Annotated in this window: 23 protein-coding genes and 1 pseudogene; 9 read left to right on the top strand and 15 right to left on the bottom strand. The window is 61.5% G+C overall.

The window, feature by feature from the left end; genetic code table 11:
* Nucleotides 1–4 precede the first annotated feature (4 nt).
* The 6 genes from AC1RL5_RS11660 to AC1RL5_RS11635 form a co-directional block, all read right to left on the bottom strand.
* On the bottom strand, nt 5–937 hold the full coding sequence (locus AC1RL5_RS11660; RefSeq protein WP_103407452.1) for a fumarylacetoacetate hydrolase: 933 nt from the start codon (nt 935–937) through the stop codon (nt 5–7).
* Between the two features lie 6 nt (nt 938–943).
* Entirely contained in the window at nt 944–2,209 is a 1,266-nt protein-coding gene (locus AC1RL5_RS11655; protein WP_093405443.1) for an MFS transporter, read from the bottom strand.
* A gap of 109 nt (nt 2,210–2,318) precedes the next feature.
* Nucleotides 2,319–3,368, bottom strand: a complete 1,050-nt coding sequence (locus AC1RL5_RS11650; protein ID WP_011064130.1) for a type III polyketide synthase — start codon at nt 3,366–3,368, stop codon at nt 2,319–2,321.
* 208 nt (nt 3,369–3,576) lie between these two features.
* Nucleotides 3,577–4,017: a Zn-ribbon domain-containing OB-fold protein gene (locus AC1RL5_RS11645; RefSeq protein WP_011064129.1), complete on the bottom strand. Its 441-nt coding sequence runs from the start codon at nt 4,015–4,017 to the stop codon at nt 3,577–3,579.
* A 12-nt stretch (nt 4,018–4,029) separates the two neighbouring features.
* Complete coding sequence (locus AC1RL5_RS11640) at nt 4,030–5,226, bottom strand: thiolase family protein (protein ID WP_047338090.1); 1,197 nt, start codon at nt 5,224–5,226, stop codon at nt 4,030–4,032.
* Between the two features lie 29 nt (nt 5,227–5,255).
* The gene (locus tag AC1RL5_RS11635; protein WP_072451831.1) at nt 5,256–6,344 is read right to left on the bottom strand and encodes a hydroxymethylglutaryl-CoA synthase; all 1,089 of its coding nucleotides are present in this window, start codon (nt 6,342–6,344) and stop codon (nt 5,256–5,258) included.
* A 461-nt stretch (nt 6,345–6,805) separates the two neighbouring features.
* Between AC1RL5_RS11635 and AC1RL5_RS11630 the strand changes: the two genes are divergently transcribed.
* On the top strand, nt 6,806–7,408 hold the full coding sequence (locus AC1RL5_RS11630; protein ID WP_011064126.1) for a TetR/AcrR family transcriptional regulator: 603 nt from the start codon (nt 6,806–6,808) through the stop codon (nt 7,406–7,408).
* Between the two features lie 51 nt (nt 7,409–7,459).
* Here AC1RL5_RS11630 and phlG read toward each other — a convergent pair whose 3' ends face one another.
* A complete protein-coding gene (gene phlG / locus AC1RL5_RS11625; RefSeq protein ID WP_072451830.1) occupies nt 7,460–8,344 on the bottom strand; it encodes a 2,4-diacetylphloroglucinol hydrolase in 885 nt (294 codons plus the stop codon).
* 141 nt (nt 8,345–8,485) lie between these two features.
* On the opposite strand from phlG, the gene AC1RL5_RS11620 reads away from it, so the two are divergent.
* A complete protein-coding gene (locus AC1RL5_RS11620; RefSeq protein ID WP_041120329.1) occupies nt 8,486–9,157 on the top strand; it encodes a TetR/AcrR family transcriptional regulator in 672 nt (223 codons plus the stop codon).
* A 72-nt stretch (nt 9,158–9,229) separates the two neighbouring features.
* Here AC1RL5_RS11620 and AC1RL5_RS11615 read toward each other — a convergent pair whose 3' ends face one another.
* The 7 genes and pseudogenes from AC1RL5_RS11615 to AC1RL5_RS11585 all read right to left on the bottom strand — a co-directional run bounded on the left by AC1RL5_RS11615 (nt 9,230) and on the right by AC1RL5_RS11585 (nt 15,012).
* A complete protein-coding gene (locus AC1RL5_RS11615) occupies nt 9,230–9,547 on the bottom strand; it encodes a DUF2388 domain-containing protein (RefSeq protein WP_011064123.1) in 318 nt (105 codons plus the stop codon).
* A gap of 70 nt (nt 9,548–9,617) precedes the next feature.
* Nucleotides 9,618–10,067, bottom strand: coding sequence for an NfeD family protein (locus AC1RL5_RS11610; RefSeq protein ID WP_019093574.1), 450 nt, complete (start codon nt 10,065–10,067; stop codon nt 9,618–9,620).
* Between the two features lie 10 nt (nt 10,068–10,077).
* Entirely contained in the window at nt 10,078–10,998 is a 921-nt protein-coding gene (locus AC1RL5_RS11605) for an SPFH domain-containing protein (RefSeq protein ID WP_011064121.1), read from the bottom strand.
* Nucleotides 10,999–11,124: 126 nt separating this feature from the next.
* The gene (locus AC1RL5_RS11600) at nt 11,125–11,838 is read right to left on the bottom strand and encodes a methyl-accepting chemotaxis protein (protein WP_370059455.1); all 714 of its coding nucleotides are present in this window, start codon (nt 11,836–11,838) and stop codon (nt 11,125–11,127) included.
* A gap of 141 nt (nt 11,839–11,979) precedes the next feature.
* Nucleotides 11,980–12,306, bottom strand: a pseudogene (locus tag AC1RL5_RS11595) (HAMP domain-containing protein); the annotation flags it as partial.
* 496 nt (nt 12,307–12,802) lie between these two features.
* A complete protein-coding gene (gene tfpB, locus AC1RL5_RS11590) occupies nt 12,803–14,581 on the bottom strand; it encodes a type IV pilus assembly ATPase TfpB (protein ID WP_019095791.1) in 1,779 nt (592 codons plus the stop codon).
* Nucleotides 14,582–14,694: 113 nt separating this feature from the next.
* Nucleotides 14,695–15,012, bottom strand: coding sequence for an ACT-like domain-containing protein (locus tag AC1RL5_RS11585; protein ID WP_011064118.1), 318 nt, complete (start codon nt 15,010–15,012; stop codon nt 14,695–14,697).
* A 124-nt stretch (nt 15,013–15,136) separates the two neighbouring features.
* Here AC1RL5_RS11585 and AC1RL5_RS11580 point away from each other — a divergent pair, with 124 nt between their 5' ends.
* The gene (locus tag AC1RL5_RS11580) at nt 15,137–15,607 is read left to right on the top strand and encodes an Lrp/AsnC family transcriptional regulator (protein WP_011064117.1); all 471 of its coding nucleotides are present in this window, start codon (nt 15,137–15,139) and stop codon (nt 15,605–15,607) included.
* 9 nt (nt 15,608–15,616) lie between these two features.
* On the opposite strand, the gene AC1RL5_RS11575 is transcribed toward AC1RL5_RS11580, so the two are convergent.
* Nucleotides 15,617–16,984, bottom strand: coding sequence for a CYTH domain-containing protein (locus AC1RL5_RS11575; protein WP_103407450.1), 1,368 nt, complete (start codon nt 16,982–16,984; stop codon nt 15,617–15,619).
* A 158-nt stretch (nt 16,985–17,142) separates the two neighbouring features.
* Here AC1RL5_RS11575 and argE point away from each other — a divergent pair, with 158 nt between their 5' ends.
* The 6 genes from argE to AC1RL5_RS11545 all read left to right on the top strand — a co-directional run bounded on the left by argE (nt 17,143) and on the right by AC1RL5_RS11545 (nt 24,489).
* Nucleotides 17,143–18,300, top strand: a complete 1,158-nt coding sequence (argE, locus tag AC1RL5_RS11570; RefSeq protein WP_011064115.1) for an acetylornithine deacetylase — start codon at nt 17,143–17,145, stop codon at nt 18,298–18,300.
* 136 nt (nt 18,301–18,436) lie between these two features.
* The gene (gene argA / locus AC1RL5_RS11565; protein ID WP_011064114.1) at nt 18,437–19,735 is read left to right on the top strand and encodes an amino-acid N-acetyltransferase; all 1,299 of its coding nucleotides are present in this window, start codon (nt 18,437–18,439) and stop codon (nt 19,733–19,735) included.
* A 502-nt stretch (nt 19,736–20,237) separates the two neighbouring features.
* A complete protein-coding gene (locus AC1RL5_RS11560) occupies nt 20,238–21,617 on the top strand; it encodes an OprD family porin (RefSeq protein WP_093405419.1) in 1,380 nt (459 codons plus the stop codon).
* Nucleotides 21,618–21,890: 273 nt separating this feature from the next.
* Nucleotides 21,891–22,529 carry a peroxiredoxin gene (locus tag AC1RL5_RS11555; protein ID WP_072443515.1) on the top strand — a complete coding sequence of 213 codons (639 nt, stop codon included), beginning with the start codon at nt 21,891–21,893 and terminating at the stop codon, nt 22,527–22,529.
* A 311-nt stretch (nt 22,530–22,840) separates the two neighbouring features.
* Nucleotides 22,841–23,434, top strand: coding sequence for an NADPH-dependent FMN reductase (gene ssuE / locus AC1RL5_RS11550; RefSeq protein ID WP_011064111.1), 594 nt, complete (start codon nt 22,841–22,843; stop codon nt 23,432–23,434).
* An 89-nt stretch (nt 23,435–23,523) separates the two neighbouring features.
* Nucleotides 23,524–24,489, top strand: coding sequence for a sulfonate ABC transporter substrate-binding protein (locus tag AC1RL5_RS11545; protein ID WP_011064110.1), 966 nt, complete (start codon nt 23,524–23,526; stop codon nt 24,487–24,489).
* Nucleotides 24,490–24,512: the final 23 nt, after the last annotated feature.

Raw genomic sequence — 24,512 nt, 5'->3', positions numbered from 1 at the left:
GGCCTCAGTAGTGGTGGCGCGTCCGCGCCGGCTGGTTGCCATGGGTGCTGGCACGGGCAGGTTGGGTTTCCAGGGGATAGAGGTGCAGCAATTCTTCCTCGATCACCTGGTTGCTCAGGCCCAGTTCCAGCTCCGGGCAGTCCAGGTCCAGCCAGTCACCGTGCTGCAACTGCAGGTCGCTCTCGCGCCGGCTGGCGCTGTGGAACACATAGTGGACCATGCCCGGTTGCAGGAACTGTTCGTGCTGTTCGAGGAAGGCCTGGGAGTATTTGCGAATAGCCCACCAGTTCTGCTGGTCGAGGCGATAGCTGCGCTGCGGCAACGGCGTGCCCTGGCGTTCGACCCGGACATTGAGTGACAGGCTGTTCTGCAGTTCGCCGAGGATCAGCGCCGGGGCGATGGCGCACTGGCGCAACCGCGATTGCGCGCAGGAACTGGCGTCCTGATGGCTCAGCAACGGGTCGTGAATGTCGTGGCCGAGGCTGAAGCCGACAAAGCGCAACTGGCCGAAGGGGTCCACCAGGTACACGCACACCACCCCGGGCTGGCTGGAAATGCTCTGGGCGTGGTACGGAATCATCAGCGGCTCGCCGTCGGTCTTCAGCAGACTGCCATTGCCCTTGTAGAACCAGCCCTGGCGGGTGTGCGGAGTGTTCAGGGTGACTTCGCTGACCTGCACCAGCAGGTTGTCCCGAGGCTTGAGCGGTGGGCGCAACGGGCCTTGCTGGGTGCCGTCCGCGGGCAGTTGCGGGTGGGGCGCGAGGCTGCGCAGGTGTTCGCTCCAGCCCAGATGGCGACGGCTGCAGAACAGCAGGGTCTCGTACAGCCCGCCGTGTTCGGAATAGGCCCGCACGCTGCGGCCATTGTGAAAGTCGAACAGCCCGATGGCGCGCTGGTCCTTGTGGCAGACATCCAGCAACAGCAGGTAATCGTCCATGATTCTCTAGTCCTTCAGGGGCAAGGGGGCGGGGAGGATGGGCAGCGCTTCGCGCACGCGCGAACGGCGCGGTTCGAGGGCTTGTTCCTTGAGCAGGAATGACAGCAGCAAGCCGGCCAGGCTGCCGCTCAGGGCCACGTACAGGATCGATGGCAGGCCGAAATGGCTGGCGGCGAACCCGGCCACGGCCGGTGACAACCCGCCACCCAGGATCTCGCCGAACCCCACCACGATTCCGGTCGCCGTCGGCAGCAGGGCCGGGGTGACCGATTCGCTGGTCAGCGGGCCGACTGTCATGCAGATCAGGCTGAAGTTGAAGAACGACAGCAGGAACAGCAGCAGGAACAGCAGCCAGGGAAGGGGCGGGCTGACGATCAGCAGGCCCACCAGGGTGCTGCTGGTCATGAAGCACACCGACACCACCGGCTTGCGCCCGAGACGGTCGGACATGCCGGGGATGATCAATTGGCCGATGAAGCCGCCCACGCCGATGGCCGAGATGACGAAGGCCATGGACAGGGTTTCCAGGTGCATATGGTCGGTCAGGTAGCTGGGCAGCATGGCGCAGAGGACGAACTGGCAGGTGAGTATGCAGAACATGATCAGGATGTTCAGGCTCACGTTGCCGCTCTTGAAGGCCGCCAGCCAGGTGCCTGCGGTGCGGTCGGCCTGGGGCGCCGGCAGCGGTCGGTAGATTTTCCACAGGTAGCCGGCCAGCAGCAGGCCCGGCAGGGAAATGATGGCGAACACCGCGCGCCACGAGCCAGTGATCTGCAGGAGGTAAGCGGCGATCAGCGGCCCCAGGCACAGGCCGAGAATCGGGAACAGCGCCTGCTGGATACCCAGGTTCAGCCCGCGCCGGTCGGGGCGCGAGACTTCATTGGTGACAATGATGCTGGTGGGGGTGAAGGCACCCTCGCAGATGCCCATCAGCCCGCGCAGAATCACCAGCCCCAGCACGCCGGTGGCCAGCGCGGAAAAACCGGACAGCAGCGAAAGCACGGCAATCGAGGCCACCAGCACGCGGCGGGTGCCCAGGCGCTCGATCACGCTGCCCATGCCCAGGGCGGATAGCCCCCAGGTGAAGGCCAGCGCGGCGGACAGGTAGCCCAGGTCCTGATAGTCCAGTTGCAGGTCGTGCATGATCACCGGAAACAGCGGCAGGATGATGAAGCGATCCAGCCCCACCAGCCCGAAACTCAGTGACAGCAACAGCACCATGGATCTTTCGTAACGGCTGTTGGCAGCCGTGGTTGGCATTCCAGTGTTCATCGCTCAGCTTCCTTGTGAAACCATGAACCCGGCGCAAGCGCCGTGGGAGGCCACCCGACGTTGCCATGCAGCCCGGCAACGTCAGGTGGGACAGGTACAGGCAGTCACATCAGGCGGTCCACTCGCCCACCGCCATTTCCGCGGTGAACCCCGGGCCGAAGGCCGCCAGCAGGCCGATGTCGCCGCGATTGAGGTTGGAATCGAACTGCCGCTTGAGCACGTCGAACACCACCACGCTGGCAATGTTGCCGGCTTCCGACAGGCTGCTGCGCGATTGCGAGACCCGGTTGGATGCCAGGTCCAGGTGCATCACCAGCTCGTCGAGGATCTTGCGACCACCGGTGTGGAAGATGAAGAAGTCGTTGTGCGCACAGTTCTGCTCGAAGCTCTCGTAGTTGAGCCGCTCCATGACCGGTGCCACGTCCTTGATGGAGTTCATCACCGCCTTGTCGAGGGTGAAGTGAAAGCCGGTGTCCTTCACGTCGTACTTGATGTAGTGCTCGCTCTTGGGCAGGAAGTACGACTCGGTCTTCTTGATCTTGAAGCCGCCGGCCTGGTCATCGGCGCGCAGCACGCAGGCGGATACCGCATCGCCGAACAGCGCCGCGGAGATGAAGGCGTGCAGCTTGGTGTCGTCCGGCTGGTAGCACAGCGAGGAGAATTCCAGGGACACGATCAGTACGTGGTTGCGGGCATCGAGCCGGGCGAAGTCGTTGGCGCGGTTGATGGCCGCGGCACCGGCCACGCAGCCCAGCTGGGCGATCGGCAACTGCACGGTGGAGGTCGGCAGGGCCAGGTCGTTGATCAGGTGCGCGGTCAGCGACGGCATCATGAAGCCGGTGCAGGAAGTGACGATCACCATGCGAATGTCACTGATCTGCAGCCCGGCATTCTCGATGGCCTGGCGCGCCGCGGCCGACGACATCTGCCGGGCTTCACGCTCGTAGACGATACTGCGGTGGGTGAAACCGGTGTGCACTGCCAGTTCGTCGATCGGCAACACCAAATGGCGCTCGTTGACTTCGGTGTTGGCGATCATGCGCTTGGCCAGGGCCATGCGTGGATGGTCGGCGTGCAGGTTTTCCAGGTGATCGACCATCTGTTGCTGGGTGATCTTGTGTTGCGGAAACATGACGTGTGGAAGGCAAAGTGTAGACATGATGGGTCCTTGGCTTTAAGTAAGCCAACAAGTTAAGGGGTGGGGATAGTCCCCGTTTATAGGCACAGGAATCTGTAGGCCCTAAAGGAAATCAGGGCCTTAAGGCAACTTCGGGGCGTGAAGTTGCCGTTGATGTAACTTTTAAGTTGGATTTTATTTTAATGGCTAACTTCAAGGTGCCTTATATAAAGGCACCCTGAATAACAACTTATATATCGAGTACGAACTTATAAGCGTATTGCCAGGCCAGGTTGCTTTCGCGCACATGCTTGCGGATCACCATGCGCACCGGCGCACCGACTTTCAGCTGTTGCTGATCGCACACATCGACGATTTCCGACGCGATCACCAAGCCGTCGTCCAGGCGCACCATGGCCATGATGCGCGGCACGGTTTCGCCATAGCCCATGGCGGCCAGGATCGGATTCTCGGCCGGGGCCATGACCTCGATCTTGCCACTGCGCGCGCAGCGATACGGCTTCACACTCAGGGAGTTGCAGGCGCCGCAGACGGTGCGCCGGGGGAAGAAGATTTCGTTGCATTCTTCGCACTGGCTGCCTTCGAGGCGGTACTTACCGCCATGCTCGCGCCATTCGCGAAGCATGCTGGCGGTGGTCATTCTGTGGATCTGTTCTGGGTACATGGACATGGTCCGGGCTCCTTAGTCGTTCGAGAGGACAATCACTGAGTTGTGCGCCGCGTAACCGCCAAGGTTCTGCGACACGCCGATGCGCGCGCCCTTGACCTGGTTGTCGGATTCACCCCTCAGCTGCCGGAACAGCTCGGTGATGTGCAGGATGCCGTCGCAGCCGGAGGCATGGCCGCGGCCGATGTTGCCGCCGTCGGTATTGAGCGGCAGTTGGCCATCCAGGGCGATGCCGCCTTCGAGCACGAAGTCGCCGGCCTGGCCCTTGCCACAGATGCCCATGGATTCCATCTGGATCAGCCCGGCGCCGAGCAGGTCGTAGACCTGGGCCACGTCGATGTCCTTGGCGGTGATCCCGGCTTTCTTGTAGGCGATTTCCGCACAGGCGATGGAGTTGGCCGAAACCGCCATGCCCACATCCTTGGGCAGGCCCGGATGATGCAGGGTCGGGTTGTGAAAGCGCGTACCGAAATAGTGGGAGACCCCGGTATAGGCGCAACCGCGTACGAACACCGGTTTATCGGTGTACTTGTGGGCCAGGTGTTCGGCCACCAGGATCGCGCAGCCACTGGCTTCGCCCCAGGCCAGCATCGAGCCGCAGGCTTCGCTGTTCTTCAACGCTTCCAGGGATGGAATCGGCTGGCCATAACGGGTGGCGGTGGGGGTGTTCTGTGCGTAGATGCGCATCTGCCGGCCGAAGGTGGCCAGTACGTCGGCCTCGCGACCGGCATAGCCGAACTTCTGGAAGTATTCGGCGGTGGCCAGGGCGAAGGCATCGGTGTGGGAGATGCCGAGGAAATAATCGTATTCACATTCAGTGCTGGAGCCGATGTATTCGGCGTAGTTGAAGTGATCGGTCATCTTCTCGAAGCCGCCGCACAGGACGATGTCGTACTCCCCGGACGCCACCATCTGGTGGCCCATCTGGAACGACACCGAGCTGCTGGTGCAGTTGGCGGTGCTCATGAAGGTCGGCGCCGGGCTGATGCCCAGGGCGTCGGAAATGGTCGGGCCCAGGCCGCCATATTCGGAAATGCCTTCACCGTGATAACCATAGGCCACGGCCTGGATTTCCCGGGGGTGCATCTTGGCGTCCTTGAGTGCCTTGTAGGCGGACTCGACGATCATTTCCTTGAACGTCTGCCGAACTCGTGAACTTCCGGGTTTCGGCGTATAGGCGGCCGAAACGATTGCAACACGACGTGCGCACATGTGCATGCTCCTTGCGTAGACAGGCGTAATCAGAGATAGGCGGTCAGGGCGTAGTCAGCCCGCAGGTACTTGAACTCGTACTTGATGGACGTGCCGTAGTCGACGTAGATCTTGGATTCCAGCAGTTCGCGCAGAGGCTTGTTGTGCTTCTGGTACTGCTCGATGGCATCGGTGACGGTCAGGGCGATGGCGTCGCTGCCGGCGCCGAAACCGTAGGACACCAGAAGAATTTTCTGCCCCGGGCGTGCCTGGTCCAGTACGTTGATCAGGCCGAGCAGCGGGCTGGCCGATCCGGCATCGCCAACGTTGCCGGCATAGATGCCCGGTTCCACCTGCTTGGGGTTGAAGCCCAGGTGCTTGGCCAGGGAGTAGGGGGTGGACACCAGGTTTTGCTGGAACACCACATAGTCATAGTCGGCGGGGCTGGTGTGCAGCTTGGCCATTAGGCCTTCGGCGGCGCGGCGGGTTTGGTCTTCCAGGCCGATGCTGTTCTTGTCCGAGCCCAGGCCCATGCCCGAACGAATGTAGCGATCGCCCTGGGGGCGGATGTTGTCGGCGACATCGGCGGCGCAGGAGAAGCTGGCGTCGAATTCGGCGATGACATTCTGGCTGCCAATCAGCAGCGCAGCGGCTCCGGCCCCGGCATAGGATTCGGTCAGGTCGCCCGGCGCGGTGTTGCGGTTGATGGTGTCGGCGCCGATGGCCAGGGCGCTGCCCGTCATGCCGGAAGCCACCAGCGCCTGGCAGATCTGCAGGGCAGAAGTTCCGGACTTGCCGGCGAACTGCACGTCGGCGCAATAGGCGTCGTAGCCGCTGCCGAGCATTTCCAGGATGATCGAAGCCGAGGCCCGTGAGTCATAGGGGTTGGTGCAGGTGCCCAGGTACAGGGCTTCGAGCTGATGGCCGGGGACTTTATCCAGGGCCCGTTGCGCCGCCAGTACCCCGAGGGTGATGACATCTTCATCCGGTTGCAGCACGGCTCTTTCCGTGACGCCGAGGTTTTCCTCCACCAGCTTGAGGTCGGTGTTTTTCCAGACGTTGATCACTTCCTGGACTTTCAGGCGGCATACCGGAATACCCGCGCCATAGCTGACAATACCTATCTTTTTCACGTTCATTTTCCTCTTGATTCCATTCTTTTCAGAAAACTGGGTCGTGCCTGCTCAGAAGCACCCTTGAAACATACGGAAAACAGTTTTGCTGCCTTTCTCCTGGCCACACCTGATGAAAGCTGCAGGCCAGAGCGGTGTAACAGCAGACTCCAAATAGGGGAAAACCCACTCGAAAGCTGTTTTTATTCACCTCACTATGCTATGATACGGAACGTTTCGTTTAGTAATAATTTCAGACGATCTAATCTCTTAAGGGAAAAGGGCCGAAGCCTCGAATTCGAGGAACTCCAAGTTACAAGGCCTGAGCTGCTCAACCCTTACGCGATATTTTAAAAACTAGATAGATCGGTGTAAGAAATTCATGATTCATTCAAGAATGAAACGAAACGGACCGTTTCATTTCGATTCGAGGGAATCCTATACCCTGCGTTGCGTTTGTCAAGCGCCCTGCCTGGAGATTTTTTATTGTGGCTCGTACCCCATCTCGCAGCTCCATCGGCTCTTTGCGAAGTCCCCATACTCATAAAGCCATTCTCACTTCCACCATCGAAATCCTTAAGGAATGCGGCTATTCCGGGCTCAGTATCGAGTCCGTCGCCCGTCGGGCGGGGGCCAGCAAGCCAACTATCTATCGCTGGTGGACGAACAAGGCGGCGTTGATCGCCGAGGTTTATGAAAACGAGAGCGAACAAGTCAGAAAATTTCCTGATCTCGGCTCGTTCAAGGCAGATCTCGACTTTTTGCTGCGAAATCTATGGAAAGTCTGGAGGGAGACTATTTGCGGCGAAGCCTTTCGCTGTGTGATCGCCGAAGCGCAACTGGATCCCGCAACCTTGACCCAGCTCAAGGATCAGTTCATGGAGCGCAGAAGGGAAATGCCTAAAAAACTGGTGGAAAATGCCATCAGCAACGGCGAGCTACCCAAGGACACCAACCGTGAATTACTGCTGGATATGATTTTCGGCTTTTGCTGGTATCGGCTGTTGACTGAGCAACTGACGGTGGAACAGGACATCGAAGAGTTCACTTCTCTGCTGATCAACGGTGTTTGTCCTGGTACGCAACGTTGATCCTTTCGAGCCATTAAGCCCTGGAGTTTCTCGGGCTTAATGGCTGTTGTTTCAGGCCGCGGGGGTGCCGAACTCTCGATACAGGTCCGGCAGGAAGCTGGCCAGATGATTGAACTCGCACATGTCGTGCACCGCGAACTCGTAGGCCAGGGTCTCCAGTTCGGCCTCGCCAAAGCCATTTTCCTTCAGCAGCGATGCAGCCTTTTCTGCCCCGGGAAAGCGGGCCATCGACGGGTGCGCCCCGACCCAGTAACGGCTGGTCAGGTACATGCCGCCCGGTACTTCCTTGAACAGATGCACCATCAACGACACCGGCACCTCAGGATGATCCGCCAGGCTCATCAGGGCGCTGACACTGCCGTCGATCTTCGCTTCGCGATACAGATCGGTGTTCAGGCCCAGGCTGGCCGGCTGCTGGAAGTCGATATGCAGGTGCATCAGGCGATCGCCGACATATTCCGACGCGCAGAAGGTGTTGCCATACAGCCGTTCCTCAAAACTCAGGGACTCATCGCACAGGCGCTGGTGGTGCACGCATGGGTTGCTGACATGGGCATAGGGGAACCACAGGGTGTAGCGCTCCGATTCCGCGGGGTGCCAGATGAACCACCACTTGAACATCTGCGCGGTGCAGCCGGGGAAGAACTTGCGGCTTTGCACGTAGGCCATCGGGCCCGGTAGCAGGGCGTAACCGGATTCCTCGCTGACAAAGTCCGATTCGAGCAGGCGATTGATGTCCTCGATGCTCGGGGTCAGGGTGTCTTCCAGGGCCATGGGGCCTTGCTGAATCTTGCGGACGGCGGACAGCGGCACGCGCATTTCCGAGCGGAAATACTTGGCGTAGGGCTTGTTCCTGACTGCCGCTTGATTGCGTAGGAACAGCTTCTGCATGGGCAGTGAGAAGTAGGTGAAGGGAGTCATGTTGCGCGCTTCCATGCTGATATCCTTTGGCGTGAATTGACAGATAGCCGCCATTTCGCTGCAACCCTTGACGGAATTGAACGAGAAACTGGCGCTTTGTAGCTAAGCAGTCCATAAACAAAAGTCAAATTTGAATTTAACTTAGTGAGAGCGCCTATGGCCGTTTCCGCTTCCCCGCAGCCAACTGCGGCCCGTGCGCCGCGTCAGGATGGCCAGGCCACCCGCCAACAGATCCTGGAAACGGCCGGCCAGCTTTTTGCGGAGCTGGGGTACGCCAACACCACCAGCAAGCAGATCTGCGAGAACTCCAGGGCCAACAACGCCTCGGTCAACTACCACTTCGAGAACAAGGACGGCTTGTATCGGGCGGTGCTGCGCGAGGCCCACGACCGCCTGGTGCGGATCGAGACCATGATCAGCCTGAGTGAAAGCCAGGGCAGCCCCGAGGACAAGCTGCGGGCGATCATCACCGTGCTCATCGAGGGGCTGGGCAACCAGCGTGAGGGCTGGGCGCTGAAAGTCCTGACCCGCGAACTGTTGTCACCCTCCGCGGTGCTGCCGGCGATCCTGGAGGAGCAGGCGTTTCCCAAGGCGAAGATCGTGCGCACCATCCTCGGCCAGATCATGGATCTATCGCCTGAGGACCCGGTCACCCTGCGCAGCGCCGTCAGCGTTTTTGCGCCCTGCCTGTTCCTGCTGATCGCTCATCAGCCGCTGGCGCGCAATGTGTTGCCCGGCCTGGAGCTGGATCCACCGGCGTTGATCGAGCACATGATGAGTTATGCCCTGGCCGGCCTGGCTGCAGTGTCCCGCACACCTGGGGTCTAGCCGGCTGATCGGGCACACAAAAACGCCGACCCTGGGGTCGGCGTTGGCTGTCGGCCATCCCTGGGGCGACGGTTACTCCTGAGCGACAGCGTTCTTCGCCAGGATGGCGTTGGCCAGTTCCATGTCGGTGGCCTTGAGGCCGGGGTTGTCGGCGCGGACTTTCTGCATGGCGGCTTCCAGGTACGGGCCGCGAATGCTGCCATCGCTGGCAACGAAGCTGCCGGCGTCATCCTGGGCGGCGACGATCAACTTGTGGTCCTTGAAGGTCAGGTAGGTGGAGCCGGTGGTGGCCCCGGAGGAAATGACGTTACGCCAGAAGGTGTCGGCCATTGCCGAACCAACGGGAAGAGACAGCAGGGCAAGGGTGGCGACAGCAATTTTCAGACGCATGATGGGTGACTCCGAAAGGGGGTATCTGCATCGTTTGATTCTAGATAACCCCGCGGAGTTCCGTGACTCATCAGTCAAGGTTTTCGACCAACAGGATTGCGCCTTCCTGGCCCACCACCCGTACCCGGGCGCCCACGGGGGCGTCGGCCCCCTTGGCGATCCACACGCCGTCGGCCACCTTGATCCGCCCGCGGCCGTCGACAATCGCCTGGTGCACCACAAAGGTCTTGCCGATCAGCTCCTGGCCCCGCAGGTTGAGGTTCGGCTGATCGCTGGGGCGTACCACGCTGCGCTGGCGGCGCCACCAATACAGTGCGGTGAGCACCGACAGCAGGCCGAACAGGAGGAACTGCACCTCCCATGACAGGCCGGGAATGAGAAAGGTCAGGACCCCGACTGTGGCGGCTGCGAGGCCGATCCACAGAAGGTAGCCGCCGGCCCCGAATACTTCGAAGATCAGCAGGATGGTGCCAAGGGCCAGCCAATCCCAGAACGATAGAGCTTGCAAAAATGCCAACATGAAGCCTGCCTCAGACCTTCTTGCTGTCGAACGTGGCCTTGACGATCTCGCCGATGCCGCCCACGGCGCCGATGACCTGGCTGGCCTCCAGCGGCATCAGGATCACCTTGCTGTTGTTGGCCGACGCCAGTTTGCCCAGGGCATCGATGTATTTCTGCGCGACGAAGTAGTTGATCGCCTGGACGTTGCCGGTAGCAATCGCCTCGGACACCACTTGGGTCGCCCGGGCCTCGGCTTCGGCCTGGCGCTCCCGGGCTTCGGATTCGAGGAATGCCGCCTGGCGTTCGCCCTCGGCTTCAAGAATCTGTGCCTGCTTCTTGCCTTCTGCGGTAAGGATGGCGGCGGCCCGCAGGCCTTCGGCTTCGAGGATCTGCGCACGCTTGACCCGCTCGGCCTTCATCTGCCCGGACATGGCTGCCATCAGGTCGGCGGGTGGGCTGATGTCCTTGATTTCGATCCGGGTGATCTTGATCCCCCAGGGGGCGGTGGCCTCATCGACGGTTCGCAGGAGTTTCTCGTTGATGCCGTCACGTTGGCTGAGCATGGCGTCCAGTTCCATTGAACCGAGCACCGTACGGATATTGGTTTGCAGCAGGTTGCGGATGGCGTGCTCGAGGTTGTTGACCTCATAGGCGGCCTGGGCGGTGTTGACCACCTGGAAGAAACACACGGCGTCGATCTGCACCGTGGCGTTGTCGGCGGTGATGACTTCCTGGGGTGGGATATCCAGCACGCTTTCCATCACGTTGATCTTGCGCCCGATGCGATCCATCACCGGAATGATGATGTTCAGCCCCGGCTTCAGGGTGTTGGTGTAGCGGCCGAAGCGTTCCACGGTCCATTGGTAGCCCTGGGGCACGACCTTGAAACCCATGAAGACGATGGCCACGGCGAGGCCGACGAAAAGTAACAACACGCTTCCGATCTGCATAACATTCTCCTGCTCAGATGTGATCAAGGGGCACAGGGGGGCGAGTGTACGGCGGCGCCCGGTCGCGCGCAGAGATACCGTGGCCCTTGCATCATCAGGACACACATCACCGGCGTGCCCGTGGCCTCACAGTTGGAAGCGGGTGACCGAGGTCTGCAAGGTGGCCACGGAGTTTTCCATCTGCTCCACGGTCTGGGTCAGCTCACGCATGGCCTGGCTGTTGCGCCGGGCTACCAGGCTGATCATCTCCACCCGTTGCGCCACTTCGCTACTGGCCTTGGACTGCTCGCCGATGGTGAGGGAAATCTCCTCCACCATCACCGCCGAGCGCTGGGCGCCCTGGCGGATCTCATTGATCGAGGTGCCCGCCTGCTGGGCCATCTGGACCCCATCGTTGACCCGGCTGACCCCGGTTTGCATGCTGTTCACGGCTTGTTCGGTGGTTTCCCGGATGCGTTCGATCATGCCGGTGATTTCCCGGGTGGACTGTGCGGTGCGGGCTGCCAGATTGCGCACTTCGTCAGCCACCACGGCGAACCCCCGGCCGGCTTCCCCGGCCCGGGCGGCTTCGATGGCGGCGTTCAGGGCCAGCAGGTTGGTCTGCTCGGCGATGCCATTGATCACCTGGATGATCGAGTGGATTTCTTCCGAGGACTGGCCCAGGGCGGTGATGCTGCGGGAAGACTGGTTCACCGCCTCGGCAATATGGCTCATGCCGTCCACGACCCCGAGGATTACCTGGCCGCCGCTACCGGCCAGGGATTCGGATTGGGCGGCAATGCCCTGGGCATTGCGCGCGTGTTCGGCCACCTGGGCGATATTGCTGATCATCTGCTCCATGGCGGCGGCCATGTTGGTGGCGCCGTCGGCCTGTTCGCTGGCGCCGTCGGCAATGCTCAACGACGTGTCGCTGAGGCTGTGGGAGCGGCCGCGCAACTCTTCGCTTTCATGGCGGATGGTGGTGATCATCTGCCGCAGGTTGTCTTGCATTTCTCCAAGGGCCTGTTGCAGTTGGCCGGCCTCGTCATGCCTGTCGACGCTGATAGGCGTGGTCAGGTTGCCCTGGGCAATGGCCCGGGCGGTGGCCACGGATTTTTCCAGGGGTTTGAGCACCCGGGTGAGCAGCTGCCGGGTCAACAGGGCCAGTGCCAGGGCGGCCAGCAGGCTGCCGCCGATCAGCCACCAGGCGGCCTGGCGGACCGCACTTTCACTGAGTTCGCGGGTTTGGGCGGTGCTGGCTTCGATCTGGCTGCTGAGGGCGGCGTTGCGGCTCTCCACTTCGCTGAAGCGCTGGGAGAACTCCGGCATTTGCAGGCGCGCGGCCTGTGGGTCCTTGAGGGCCTGCCCGGCGATGTTCTCGGCGGCATGAATGTAGTTTTCCAGCACCGGCTGCAGCTCGGTGATGGCGTTGCGGATTTCCGGTGCCAGGGGCAACTTGGCGTTTTCCGCCAGGGCCTTGCGGAACCAGTCGCCGTGTTCGCGCAGGCTATTGCGGACCTCTTCGCCAGCGGCGGCATCGCCGGGCTGGCTGCTCAGGGCCTCCAGCACATCGGCCCGCAGGGCGTCGTGCATCATGTCGGCCTCCAGGTGGTTGCGCAGGGCGCTGGCGTTTAGCTCGTTGTCCACCAGTGCCCGCGCCAGGCGTGACTGGCCCCATAAACCCAGCCCGGCCACCAGGGCAATGGCCAGGAGGCTGACAACCCCGGTGGCGAGCATGTTTTGACGAATGTTCATACCGGGCTCCCTGCTTTTCTCGGCGGTGACTCAAGCGTAGTCCAGCGCCTGGGGTTCGCCTCCTGTGCCGCTATGGGGGCTGGTTGCCGGGCGTGACCCGTAGCACTTCCTCAAGGCTGGTCAGGCCTTGGGCAACCTTGTGCGCGGCAGCCAGGCGCAGGCTGCGCATGCCGTCGGCACAGGCCTGGTGGTGCAGGCGGGCAAGATCCAGGTCGCGATGGATCAGGGCCTTGAGGGGGGAGCCCAAGGGCATGATTTCGTAGACCCCGGTGCGCCCGTGGTAACCGGTACCCCGGCATTCGGCGCAGCCCACCGCGCGCTGGCCGCCGGCAGCGGGTGGCAGGTGCCGGGTTCCGGTCAGGCTTTCCCAGTCATCCGCCGTCAGCTGGGCGGGAACCTTGCAGTACGGGCAGAGGGTGCGCAGCAGGCGCTGGGCCATGACCCCGATCAGGGTGGCCTTGATCAGGTAATGGGGCACGCCCAGTTCCAGCAGTCGGCTGATGGCGCCGGGGGCGTCGTTGGTGTGCAGGGTAGACAGCACCAGGTGCCCGGTAAGTGCGGCCTGGATGGCCATTTCCGCAGTCTCCAGGTCACGGATCTCGCCGATCATGATGATGTCGGGGTCCTGGCGCATCAGTGCGCGCACGCCGCTGGAAAAACTCAGGTCGATATTGTGCTGGACCTGCATCTGGTTGAACGCCGGTTCGATCATCTCGATCGGGTCCTCGATGGTGCACAGGTTGACCTCGGGGGTCGCGAGCTTCTTCAGCGTGGTGTAGAGGGTGCTGGTCTTGCCCGAGCCGGTGGGCCCGGTGACCAGGATGATGCCGTGGGCCTGGGTGGTCATGGCTTGCCAGCGGCTCAGGTCATCGGTGCCAAAGCCCAACTGGTCGAAATCCTTGAGCAGGACCTGGGGATCGAAGATGCGCATCACCAGCTTTTCACCGAACGCCGTGGGCAGGGTCGAGAGTCGCAACTCGATTTCACTGCCGTCGGGGGTGCGCGTCTTGACCCTGCCATCCTGGGGCTTGCGCTTTTCCGCGACGTTCATGCGCCCCAGGCTCTTGAGGCGGCTGACGATGGCCAGGGTGACCTGGGGCGGGAACTGGTAGACGTTGTGCAATACGCCATCGATGCGAAAGCGCAGGGTGCCGTGCTCGCGGCGGGGTTCGATATGGATGTCGCTGGCCCTTTGCTGAAAGGCGTACTGGAACAGCCAGTCGACGATATTGACGATGTGCGCATCGTCGGCATCCGGCTCCTGGTCGCTGGCCCCCAGTTTCAGCAGTTGCTCGAAGTTGCCCAGGCCACTGGCTTTCTGTTCGCTGCTGGCGCCGCTGACCGACTTGGCCAGGCGATAGAACTCCAGGGTCAGGCGCTGGATGTCCAGCGGGCTGGCCACCACCCGTCGCACCGTGCGCTTGAGAACATGGGCCAGGTCTGCTTCCCAGGCACTGACGTAAGGTTGGGCGCTGGCCACGGTAACGCTCTGCCCATCCACGGCCACGGCAAGGATCTTGTGCCGCTGGGCGAAGGCGAAGGACATCAGCGGCGTGATGCTGGCCACGTCGATGCGCAGGGGGTCGATACGCAGGTAAGGCTGGCCGGCTTGCCGGGCCAGCCAGGCCGTGAGGCTGTCCAGGTCCAGATGTGCGCCGGGGTGCTGCAGGTCGGGCAATTGCTGGCCGGCGATCACTTCCAGGGGATGCAGCAGGTTACCGGCTGCCTGATGCCGGACGCTCATGACCTGTTCGGCGGCATCCTGGCTGATGCGGCCCTGGGCCAGCAGTTCACGCAGCAGTTCGCTGAGGTCCAGCCAGCGGTCCTGGGGAAGGTGCGCGGCGCTCATGGGCGATTCCTTGGGGCTGTTGTCCAGATGTGGGTCTCTGACCACGAACAGCCAAGAATAGTCCCCGGGGCCTCAAGGGAATGCTTGCCAAGGGTTGCAGGGTTTTGCCGGGATCAACCCGCGGCCTGCAGGCGCGAAGGTTCCGCCAACTCCAGCTCCACGTCACAGACACTGATCAGGTTGCGCAGCTTTGCGCCGATCACCTGGGCCCGATGCCAGCTCAGGTCGTCGAGTTCCACCTCCATATACAGCGTGGCGTCCTGCTGCTGCATCGACACCCGCTGCGGCACCAGGAACTGCAGGGCGAAGTGGTTGAGGATGCGGCACAGCACATCGGCCTCGGCGTCGGCCACTATCCGGTAGTGCACGCGACAGTGAGCATTGTTGAGGTTCCAGGCATCGGCGCGGGGGGCTGGCTCGAAAGGGGGCATGGCGGTCTCCAGGTCAGTGGAGAAATTTTTACATTCGGTTTCGGGTATTTCTTATCTAAGATTGGGTTTATTTGCTTGAATATGAATTGTTCAATTCAATTTTTAATGTTTATGGGTATTTATTATGCATAGCGACCTGGACGCCTATGACCGCCGCATCCTCGCGCTGCTGCAAGAGGACGCCTCGCTTTCCAGTGCGCAGATCGCCGAGCAGGTGGGGTTGTCCCAGTCGCCATGCTGGCGACGGATCCAGCGGATGAAGGAGGAGGGGGTGATCCGCGGCCAGGTGACCCTGCTGGACCGCAAGAAGATCGGCCTCAACACGCAGATCTTCGCCGAGATCAAGCTCAACGCTCACGGGCGCTCCAACTTCACCGAATTCACCGAGGCGATCCGCGGTTTTCCGGAAGTGCTGGAGTGCTATGTGCTGATGGGCGCGGTGGACTTTCTGCTGCGGATCGTGACCGCGGATATCGAAGCCTATGAACGCTTCTTCTTCGAGAAGCTGTCCATGGTGCCGGGTATCCAGGAGGTGAACTCGATCGTTGCCCTGTCGGAGATCAAGTCCACCACCAGCCTGCCGGTCATGCGCTGAGGGGCGGGGTTACAGGCGCAGGAGGGTTTTCCAGGCGCGGTTCTGGAACACCGCGATGGCCTGCTGCTTGCGGGCGTCGAGGGCTTCGTCGGTGATCGGCTCGTTGGCCAGCTGGGCCAGTTTGTTCAACTCGCCATAGAGACGGTCCAGCTCCGGGATCTCCAGCGCGGAGCGGGCGTGGTGCAACCAGGCCTGGATGCGTTCAATGCGCGGCAACTGCTCGGCCAGGTCTTCCGGTTGCTGCTGATAGCGCGGCAGTTGCAGGGAGGTGGCTTCCTCGGCCAGCAGGCGTGGCAACCAGCTGCCCAGCTGTGCGGCGCCCTGGCGGTTGCCCCGGGTGTTGCGGTCAGTGGTCCAGGCCCGGGCCAGCAGCCAGCGCGAGGTATTCAGCGAGAACAGGCCCCAGCGCACGTCCTGCAACTCTTCGATGAACTGCTCCGGCGCGGCCTTGCGCACGTCTTCGTCATCAAGGCCGGCCTGTACCAGCGGACGCCAGTCTTCCAGCAGGGCGTCCAGGGCACCGCGCAATTCAGCGGTGGACTGGCGCGGTGCGGCCTGGCCCAGGCTGCTGGCCAGGGCTCGCAGCTCGGCAAGGTTGTCCACCCAGTCCTGCAGCAGGCGCCAGTGGCCATTGAAGCGGTACTGCTCGGCCAGGCGCTGGCTGCTGCCCAGCAGGTGCCAGGCCAGAGCGGCGAAAGCTTCGTCCAGGGGCGTCTCGGCACTCAATTGCGGCGCGGGCAGGCTCAGGGAGTAGCTGCCGGCGTCGAACAGGCGATAGCCGCGCTCGGCCTTGCTGATGTCGCAGGGCATCAGCGGCAGGGTCAGGGCCAGCTCCGCTGCCAACTCCAGCAGGGCAGCCGGTTCGCCTTCACGCAGCTCCAGTTCCAGCTCGCAGATTTCTTCCTTTTGCTTGCCGGCGATGACTTGGCCCAAGTCCAGCGCGGCTTCGATCACCACCTTGGCCTTGCCGCGGCCCCAGGCGATTTCCGCGCGCTCGCGGACGAAATCCGTGGTGAACAATGGCTTGAGGGTCTTCTTGTCCAGTTCGGCCAGGGCTTCGGGCCAGCATTGGCCTTCGAGCTTTTTCACGTCCAGCTTGGCCTTGGCCAGTTGCCAGTCGTACTCGTTGCGTTCGGACAGGCCGGCGACGCTCTGGCCGCTGGTCTTCAGGGTCTGGATCACCGCGTCACCGTCGCGACGCAGGCGCAGGGCGACTTTGGCCCGGGCCAGGTCGCGTTCTGGGGTGTCGAAGTACTGATTCATCAGTTCACGGCGTTCCCAGCCACTTTTGTTGCGTTTTTTCAGTAGCGGGTGCTCGCGCAGGGCGGCGAGGGTTTCGCGGCTGACGCGGAGTTTGATTTCGGTTTCTTTCTGCATGGCCGGAAAATCCAGGATCGGGAGCGCAGCCGGGGAATAGTTGGCTGCCAAGGCCGTGCAGTGTACAGGACAAGGCGCCCGCAGGTGCCGCGGCGGTTCCTTCCGCTTGCGGGATGCCTCTATGATGGGCCTCACATTGGGATTCCCGGAGACAGCTCATGCCCCTGCCGTCCATGAAGGATCAGTTTGCCGCGCTGATCGCCGCGCCATCGGTGAGCTGCACTCAAGCAGCACTGGATCAATCCAACCGTGCGGTGATCGACCTGCTGGCCGGTTGGCTCGGCGACCTGGGTTTTGCCTGTGACATCCAGCAGGTCAGCCCCGGCAAGTTCAACCTGCTGGCCAGTTTCGGCAGTGGCCCTGGCGGCCTGGTACTGGCCGGGCACAGCGATACCGTGCCCTATGACAGCGCGCTGTGGCAGACCGACCCCTTGAAGCTGACCGAAGTCGACGGCCGCTGGGTCGGCCTGGGCAGTTGCGACATGAAGGGTTTCTTCGCCCTGATCATCGAGGCAGTGCGGCCCCTGCTGGATCAGCCTTTCAAGCAGCCGCTGCTGGTCCTCGCCACTTGCGACGAAGAAAGCTCCATGGCCGGGGCGCGGGCCTTGGCGCAAGCCGGCCGACCCCTGGGGCGCGCGGCGGTGATCGGCGAGCCTACGGGGCTCAAGCCGATTCGCCTGCACAAGGGGGTGATGATGGAGCGCATCGAGATCCTCGGCCGCAGCGGCCATTCGTCGGACCCAAGCCTGGGTCGCAGTGCCCTGGAAGCCATGCACGATGCCATTGGCGAGCTGCGGGGCCTGCGGTTGCTGTGGCAGCGCGAGTACCGCAATGCGCAGTTCAGCGTCCCGCAACCGACCCTGAACTTCGGCTGCATCCATGGCGGCGACAACCCCAACCGCATCTGTGGCCAGTGTTCCCTGGAGTTCGACCTGCGGCCCCTACCGGGCATGGATCCGGACGTGCTGCGCGAGGCCATCCGGCAGAAGCTCAAGCCGATTGCCGAACGCCATGAAGTGAAGATCGACTATGCGCCGCTGTTCCCCGCGGTCCCGCCTTTCGAGCAGCCCGAGGATGCCGAGTTGGTGCGAGTGGCAGAGCGGTTGACCGGGCATCGTGCCGAAGCAGTAGCGTTTGGCACCGAAGCACCTTATCTTCAGCGCCTTGGCTGCGAGACCCTGGTGCTCGGCCCGGGTGATATCGCCTGTGCCCACCAGCCGGGGGAGTACCTCGAAATGTCACGCTTGCAGCCTACCGTGCATCTATTGCGTGAATTGATTGAACATTACTGCCTGACGCCGGCCCAATTTCAGTAAATTGCCGGTGGCCTTGTCCGTACCCATGAGGAGAGTAAGCGTGTTGCCAAGCCTGTTCCGACGATAACCATCAGCCCGCTGTGAGTTTTCCGTTTCGTCCTTTCATAGGCTGCTTTTTATTTACAGGCTCAGGTTCATGCCCGAATACGTCAATTGGCTTCGCCACGCGTCTCCCTATATCAATGCCCACCGCGACTGCACCTTCGTGGTCATGCTGCCCGGCGACGGCGTTGAACACCCCAACTTCGGCAATATCGTCCACGACCTGGTGCTGCTCCACAGCCTGGGGGTGCGCCTGGTGCTGGTGCACGGCTCGCGCCCACAGATCGAAGCTCGCCTGGCGGCCCGTGGCCTGACGCCCCATTACCATCACGGCCTTAGGATCACCGACGCGGCAACCCTGGAGTGCGTGATCGATGCCGTGGGCCAGTTGCGCATCGCTATCGAGGCGCGCCTGTCCATGGACATGGCCTCTTCACCGATGCAGGGCTCGCGGTTGCGGGTGGCCAGCGGCAACCTGGTGACTGCCCGTCCGATCGGCGTGCTGGAAGGCGTCGACTATCACCACACCGGCGAAGTGCGCAGGGTCGATCGCAAAGGCATCAATCGCCTGCTGGACGAGCGTTCCATCGTCCTGCTCTCGCCCCTGGGTTATTCCCCCACCGGGGAAACCTTCAACCTGGCCTGCGAAGACGTGGCCACTCGCGCCGCCATCGACCTTGGGGCCGACAAACTACTGCTGTTCGGCGCCGACCCGGGCCTGCTGGATGAAAACGGCAAGCTGGTGCGCGAATTGCGCCCGCAACAGGTGCCGGCGCATTTGCAGCGCCTGGGGGGCAACTATCAGGCCGAGCTGCTGGATGCCGCCGCCGAGGCGTGCCGCGGCGGGGTCGGACGCAGCCATATCGTCAGCTACGCCGAGGACGGCGCCTTGCTGACCGAGCTCTTCACCCGCGACGGCGGCGGCACCCTGGTGGCCCAGGAACAGTTCGAGCGGGTGCGCGAGGCGGCGATCGAGGACGTGGGCGGCTTGCTGGAGCTGATCAGCCCGCTGGAAGAGCAGGGCATCCTGGTGCGGCGTTCCCGCGAGGTGCTGGAGCGCGAGATCGAGCAGTTCAGTGTGGTGGAGCGCGAGGGCATGATCATCGCCTGCGCGGCCCTGTACCAGATTGCCGATTCCGATGCCGGTGAGCTGGCGTGCCTGGCGGTGAACCCCGAGTACCGCCATGGCAAGCGTGGCGACGAGCTGCTGGAAAGGATCGAGACCCGCGCTCGGGCCCAGGGCTTGAAGACGCTGTTCGTCCTCACCACTCGTACCGCTCACTGGTTCCGCGAGCGGGGTTTCGTGCCCAGCAGTGTCGAGCGCCTGCCATCGGCCCGGGCCTCGCTGTACAACTACCAGCGCAATTCGAAGATCTTCGAAAAAGCCCTCTGAACCCGCCTCTTTGCGCAACTGGCCGCCACGGCCCGATCAATTGATCGAACCGTGGCGGCCAGTTGCACATGTCAGAAAAATTTCATTTCGATACAAAAACTGTAACAAATTGACGGGAGGATAGGCTCTTAGCCATGATTGCGTCGCTTTTTTGATCCTGAATGACGTTTTGCGTTTGTACACGCAGGGGATCTTGGGGGGCTGAGTCAGGGGAATATTTTTCAGAAATAAGCTTGCGAGCGTCTACGCTGCGATTCGTCGTCTGATAATGGCGAGCTTTATTCCTGAAAGGTATGAAAAAGAATTAAACAATTCTTTTTGGGTTTATGAGTAATTCATTACCCTGCATGGACCAAATCACTGCGATTAGACCATGGTCGTAGACACAGGTCGTTACGATTGACTTATCAGTCACGGTCTGGCGCTAATCGCGCATCTGTGGCACCCGGGCGTTCGATCCGGGGCCAGGAACCACAAGAATTAGAAACGAGAGGAGCGAAACATGAACAAGTCCACCTTGGCCCTGGCTGTGGCCGTAGGGGTTTTGGCGCAGCAGGCAGGCGCCGCCGGTTTCATCGAAGACAGCAAGGCTACCTTGGGGCTGCGTAACTTCTACATCAATACCGACAACCGCGATAGTCAGGCTAATAGCGCTGCTAACAAGGCGGCCGGGGTTCAGAGCAAGAACGAAGAGTGGGGCCAAGGCTTCCAGCTCAACTTCACCTCTGGCTACACCCAAGGCACCGTAGGTTTTGGCCTCGACGCTATCGGTCTGCTGGGGATCAAGCTGGACTCGGGCGGCGGCACTAACGGCGCTACTACTTCCTCTTATGGCGGCACCGTTTTCCCAAGCAAGTCCAATGGCGAAGCCGTTGATAACTACTCCAGCCTGGGCCTGACCGCCAAGGCCAAGATCTCGCAGACAGAGCTGAAGCTGGGCACCCTGCAGCCAAAACTGCCGGTGATCATTACCAACGACGGTCGCATGCTGCCGCAAACCTTTCAGGGCGGACAGATCACCACCAACGACATCAAGGATCTGACCTTGATCGGTGGCCAGATTGAGCACGCCAAAGGTCGTAACTCCAGCAACAATGAAGAGCTGTCCATTGCCGGCGCCAACAGCCGCGGTGTGAACTTTCGCGATAGCAACAAATTCATCTATGCCGGTGGTGACTATAAGATCACCAAAGACCTGACCGCTCAGTACTACTACGGCAACCTGGAAGACTTTTACAAGCAGCATTTCCTGGGTCTGACCCACAACTGGGCAATCGGTCCGGGCGTATTGAAGTCCGATCTGCGTTACTTCAACAGCTCCGATGACGGTGCCAATGGCCATGATTCGGCCTACTTCAGCTCGGGTAACTACCAGGGCTTCCGTGCCGGTCGTGGCAAGGTAGACAATAACCTGTACAGCGGCTTGTTCCTGTACTCGGTTGCCGGTCACACCTTCGGCGGCGGCTATCAGGTCAGTAATGGCAGCAGTGACTTCCCCTGGCTGAATCAGGGTGATGGCTCGTCGGCTTACATCATCACCGACATGCAAATCCAGAAGTTCGCCCGTGCCGGCGAGCGTACCTGGCAAGCTCGCTACTCCTACGACTTCGCCAAATTGGGTGCACCTGGCCTGACCGCTGGTGTGGTTTACCTGCGTGGCGACAATATCGATACCATCGCCAACACTGCGGCGCACCCAGTGGCTGGCAGCGGCCGCAGCGAGTGGGAACGTGACCTGACCGTCGCTTACGTTATTCCGGAAGGTCCACTGAAAAACCTGGGGCTGACCTGGAAAAACGCCATGTGGCGCAACGACATCCCGGGCCAGCGCGATCAGGACGAAAACCGCCTGATCGTCAGCTATTCGATCCCGCTGCTGTAATAGCGTGATAAAGCCTCGCCCGGCGCAATGCCGGGCGAGGTGTTGTTTCAAGTCAGGCCCACCCCCGTGAGCCCTTCCTGAATCCCCCTCTTTTTACAGCTACTCAAGGCCTTCTCGAACCTTGTTGAGAAGGGTGGTCTTCGCTTGTCCGCGAGTCCAGTGAAGAGATTTTTAATATTCAATTCAGTTATTAATAAATCGATATATATTCTTTTTAAATAGTCTCCCGTGCAGGCAGAGTAGCTTCATCACGCACTCACAGGAGCAGCACCCATGAGCCTCAGACTGGGCGACATCGCCCCCGACTTCGAACAGGATTCCAGTGCCGGCAAGATTCGTTTCCACGAGTGGCTGGGCGATAGCTGGGGCGTGCTGTTTTCCCATCCGGCGGACTTCACGCCGGTGTGCACCACCGAGTTGGGCTTTACCGCCAAGCTCAAGGACGAATTCGCTCAACGCGGGGTGAAGGCCATTGCCCTCTCGGTGGACCCGGTGGACTCCCATCACAAGTGGATCGAAGACATCAACGAGACCCAGGACACCCGGGTCAACTTCCCGATCCTGGCGGATGCCGATCGCAAGGTCTCGGACCTCTATGACCTGATCCACCCCAATGCCAACGACACCCTGACCGTACGCTCGCTGTTCGTCATCGACCCGAACAAGAAGATTCGCCTGACCATCACCTACCCGGCCAGCACCGGGCGCAACTTCCACGAAATCCTGCGGGTAATCGATTCGCTTCAACTCACCGACAACTACAAGGTGGCCACCCCGGCCAACTGGCAGGACGGTGACGAAGTGGTGATCGTGCCTTCGCTCAAGGACGAGGAAGAGATCAAGCGTCGCTTTCCAAAGGGCTATCGCGCAGTGAAGCCCTATCTGCGCCTGACGCCGCAACCTAACCGCTGATACACCAACCGCCGTAGGAGCTCGCTTGCCGACAAAGGCGGTCGTGAGGCTGGCGCAAGTTTCGCGGACCCTTTCGCGGGCAAGCCCGCTCCTACGAAGCACGCAGGAGCAACAGATCCATAAAGCAGGGGTTTTAAGGCCGTTCCGACGGCCTATTTTTTTGCCTGCGGAAAATATTTTCTTATATGTTTTTAAGGAATAAACAAATGAATAAATAAGATTTATGGATATAAAAATAGGCTGTTAAGGTCTCTCCAGTCCGGCGAGATCGCATCCCGCGAATCGCTTTCTTCGTTCAAGGAATTCTCTGCATGCTGGTGGTCTCTCTCGGTGGCAGTCCCAGCCAACGCTCCCGTTCCGGGGTGCTGCTGGAGTTGGCCAAGCGCTGGTTACAGCAGCAAGGCGTGGAAGTGGTCAGCTACCAGGTACGGGACTTCCCGGCCGAGGATCTGCTCCACGCGCGCTTCGACAGCCCCAAGGTCATCGACCTGCTGCAACAGATCGAACAGGCCGACGGCCTGCTGATTGCGACTCCGGTGTACAAAGCGTCGTTTTCCGGGGCCCTGAAAACCCTGCTCGACCTGCTGCCCGAGCGGGCCCTGAGCCACAAGGTGGTGCTGCCCATGGCTACCGGCGGCAGCATTGCCCACATGCTGGCGGTGGATTATGCATTGAAGCCGGTGCTTTCGGCCCTCAAGGCCCAGGAGATGCTCCAGGGCATCTTTGCCGAGGACAGCCAGATCGCCTACGGCGAGGGCAGCGCCCAGCCGCAATTGGCCGAGGCCCTGGAGCAACGCTTGAAAGAAGCGCTCGAGCAGTTCCACAGCGCCATGGCCCGTCGCCCCAAGCCGCTGGATCCGCATCTGCTCAATGAACGCCTGTTGAGTGCTCGCTGGAGCATTTGAGCCTCACCCCCGATTGAAATACTCGCCTTACTCGCCCGCCAACGGGCAAGCAGGTGCAGCCATAACCCCACAGCAAAAAGGAGAGCGCCATGCGCCCTGTCATTTTGCGTCGCGGTCTGGTCGCTCTGTTTGCTGCGGCTGTGTCCTTCGGCGCCATTGTTCAAGCTCAGGCCGAGACCTTGCGGATCGGTTATCAGAAGTACGGCACCCTGGTGCTGCTCAAGGCCAAGGGCTCCCTGGAGAAGCGCCTGGCGCAGCAGGGCGTCGAGGTGCAATGGACTGAATTTCCCGGAGGCCCACAGTTGCTGGAGGGCCTCAATGTCGGGTCCATCGACTTCGGCGTGACCGGCGAGACCCCGCCAGTCTTTGCCCAGGCCGCCGGTGCCGACCTGCTGTATGTGGCCTACGAGCCGCCGGCCCCCCATAGCGAAGCGATCCTGGTGCCCAAGGGTTCGCCGATCCAGTCGGTGCAGGACCTCAAGGGCAAGAAGGTGGTGCTGAACAAGGGCTCCAACGTCCATTACCTGCTGGTCCGCGCTCTGGAAGACGCCGGCCTGAAATACAGTGATATCCAGACCGTGTTCCTGCCGCCGGCTGATGCCCGCGCCGCATTCGAGCGGGGCAGCGTCGATGCCTGGGCCATCTGGGACCCCTACCAGGCAGCCGCCGAGCAGCAGCTACAGGCTCGCACCCTGCGTGACGGCTCGGGCATCGTCGACAACCACCAGTTCTACCTGGCCACCAAACCCTACGCGCAACAGCATCCCGAGGTGATTACCGCCCTGGTGGAAGAAGTGCGGGCGGTGGGCGAGTGGTCCAAGGGCAATCCGCAGGAGGTCACCCAACAGGTGGCACCGCTTTTGGGCCTGCCGGCCGACATCACCCTCACTTCGGTTAAGCGCCAGGGCTATGGCGCGGGCTTCCTGACCCCGGAAGTGATCGCCGCGCAGCAGAAAATCGCCGACAGCTTCTACCAGCTCAAGCTGATTCCCAAGCCGTTGAGCATCAAAGACGTGATCTGGACGCCCACCGCCGCCGTGGCCAAAGCGCCGTAATTCGACCCCTTAGGAGACAACTC

This window comes from Pseudomonas sp. GW822-FHT06D10, from assembly GCF_058799535.1.
Note: the sequence above shows the minus strand (reverse complement) of the source record. Positions and strands in the feature narration are given on the sequence as shown.